Annotated in this window: 2 protein-coding genes; both read left to right on the top strand. The window is 31.6% G+C overall.

The annotated features are described in order from the left end of the window. The first annotated feature begins 56 nt into the window (after positions 1–56). On the top strand, positions 57–2,666 hold the full coding sequence (locus ENL20_03765; GenBank protein HHE37673.1) for a HAMP domain-containing histidine kinase: 2,610 nt from the start codon (positions 57–59) through the stop codon (positions 2,664–2,666). 233 nt (positions 2,667–2,899) lie between these two features. Further along, on the top strand, positions 2,900–3,125 hold a 226-nt coding region (locus ENL20_03760; protein ID HHE37672.1), incomplete at its 3' end, for a response regulator.

Raw genomic sequence — 3,125 nt, 5'->3', positions numbered from 1 at the left:
GTTGCAGGATAAATTAGATTTAGAAAATATGGAAACTGAAAATTTGAGGAGAAAATTTGACAAAGAAATATAGAAAAAAAATAAAGAATTTCATATTGAACTATTTGATAATTATTATTGTTGTTTTGATCACTTCATTATATTATCTATTAAATCCAAAATATATCTACAAAAATAAGTGTATGCTTGAAAGTAATTATCAGCAGCTATTCTGTTCTGAATGTTTTACCTTAATAGAAAATCATCCAAGATACAATCTTATTTCAGTTAGAAATAAAGGAGGAAATGTTCTTATAGAAGCAAGAAACCTTAAGAAAGGATTTGCTTCCGAATTTGAAATGTTGGATTTTCAATTCAGACCGAATATATTTTTTGATAAATCGGAAAATAATGTTTACTTCATCGTAAATCGAGAGCATGAGTATTTTCTCTGTATTGTATTCGATAAAAATGGAGATTTTGCACCACAATTTATACATTTATACACACACGAGAAATACAGCGATATTATGGATTATACTATTTTTTTAAATGGTCATAAATTTTGTGGTTACTCTCTTCAGGATTCTTTGTATTCGGATTTTTTATTTACTGAACACAATGGTATGATTCAATTGGTATTTCAAAAAGATTATTACAAAAAAATGATTGATGATTTCAGTCCTGACCTTGAAGATTCTGAACATTGGCAGCAGGTTGCAGATTCGCTTTCTGTTTTCACTAAAAATAAATTTACGATATCTGATATATTCAATATTATTATGACTGAAAATAAAGCAGGTTGGTATAAACAAGTCTATGAAAATCCGGATAGATTTAAATCCGGTATTTTTTTTGATGGATTGATTTTAGATAAATTACAAAATGGTGATTCGAAAAAAAAGAAATTACTCATAAATATTACCGGAGAAAGATTTGTTCCTGATCATCTCTTATGTTATGATCTGAACTCACAGCAAGTTTTATGGAAAAAAGAATTCTCAGCACCAATATTGCTATCTCAAGTTATTGATATTGATGGAGACAATGATCAGGAAATTATTCTTGGTTCCTATGCATCAGGATGCCAACCTAAACCGGATTGGTTTGAGAATAAAGAAAGTGATCTTGCTTTTTTTAGTTCACTTCAGATTTTGGATTCGGAAAGTAATCTGAAGATTATTAATGATCAACCTGCAAAATACCGGACAGGTACTTTTAGAACGAATCCTGAATTCGCAGTAATCCCGGATAAAAACAGGATATTTTTTGGAGTTCGATCTTCTAAAGATTATCATAAAAAATATCTGCATAGTATTGATTTGATAAACAATAAAATAGATACTTTAAATATAAATTTTCAATATCTTATGAATCTGAAATATGAAAATGGTTTATTTACATTAATCCATAGGGACACGGTGAAAATAGAAAAGATCGTTCTAAATTCAGATTTAAAGATCAAAAAAAGACACTCACAAATAAGTTTTGAAAGATATGAAGTTTTTAGAAACAATTATGAATTTGATTTATATGGTAAGAATTATTTTCTGGTGAAACCTTTTACTTTATTTGATGATAAAATGAGGACAGTTTACAAAAACAAAGACCTGATTTATATAGATTTTGTGCAGAGCAAAGTAAATTCGCTATATTTCATAAATTCTAAAGATAAAAGAAATCCCATTTTGGCTGTTATTGATTTTTATCCAAACAAATCCCTCAATCCTTTCTTCCTCCTCTTAATAACCTTCGAACTTATCCTCATCCTGATGTATTATTATTTCCGTCAACTTCTCTTTCTGCCATTCGTTTCCGGTGAATCGAGTTATGCCGTTTTATATCGCATTTTTGGTTCTTTCTATTTCTGGCGGATTTACGGGAAATTAAGTTTTTACAGGTTTCCTCGCAATCTTTCCCGCACGAATAATCGCTTTTTCTATCTTTTAAAAGACCTGACCACAGACTTTAAGGAAATCTATCATAAACGCTCATTCATCATGCAAATAAGATTATTTCAATTGAACACGCAGAATGAATTATTTCTCGTGCAGAGAATTGCTCACGATATAAAAAATCAATTGCATCTCATCAACCTGCAACTTTCCGATCAGGAAGATGAAAAAGAATCCGAAAATATCATCGCTCAAATTAAACCGACAATGAAAGGAATCTATCAGAAAACGCTCTTACTATCCGGTTTCTCCAAACTGTTCGAATTAAATATCAGGAATAGAGATTTGATAATGATCCTGGAAAATATGGTGATGGAATACTCCAATCATCCGCAATTTTCGAGAATTGTTTTCAAACCGCAAGTCGATTCGTTTAATGTCGATATCGATGAGAATCTTTTCCAAATCGCGATCAGGAATTTATTGGATAATGCTCTCAAATATTCTGGGATGGAAGGTGATATAAAGATTGAACTTACTTCTTTCAAAATTGATTATAAACTACAAATATCAAATCCGGGTTCGATTTCAGAGAATATTTTGACGAAAATAAATAAAGGGAGATTTTCGGAGAGTAAGAGCGGAAGCGGAGTTGGGATTCAGATCACGAAGAAGATCATTGAGAATTTTAACGGTTCTTTTGAGATTAGAACGGAAGATGGATTTGTGATTGTTACAGTGAGAATGCCGATAAATAACAAGCATAACCCCAAAAGACTTGACTCGCAATGACCGAAGGGAATGTGAGTCGAGGATTGTGTTAAATCGTGTTGTCTTCGACTCGCACATCGTTACGAGTCAAATCCAATGAGTAAAAACATCGGAATGTCTGAAATCTCTTGAAAAGAGATTAAAGTTCTTCCGATTGTTTGAAGAGAAGTATCAACATTCCGAAGAGCTTCGCACATTCGGAAGTTTCCAAAATTCCCTCTCCTTTTAGGAGAGGATTAAGGTGAGGTTTTAAAATGAAAGGTAAAATATTCCTTTTAGAAGACATCGAACAAATCGCAGAGCATTATAAAAAGATGCTCCAGAAAGAAGGATACAAAGTGCAGATAGCATTGAACAGCACGAGTTTCTTTAGAATTTATGAAAATTTCAAACCGGATCTAATTCTGCTGGATATTATCCTGAAAAACAGCGAAATGAATGGAATCGAAGTATTTCAGGAGTTGCAGAAAAGAAAAGATT

Source organism: Candidatus Cloacimonadota bacterium, from assembly GCA_011372345.1.
Taxonomy (GTDB): Bacteria; Cloacimonadota; Cloacimonadia; order Cloacimonadales; family TCS61; genus DRTC01.
This window is presented reverse-complemented; position numbering and strand designations above follow the sequence as displayed.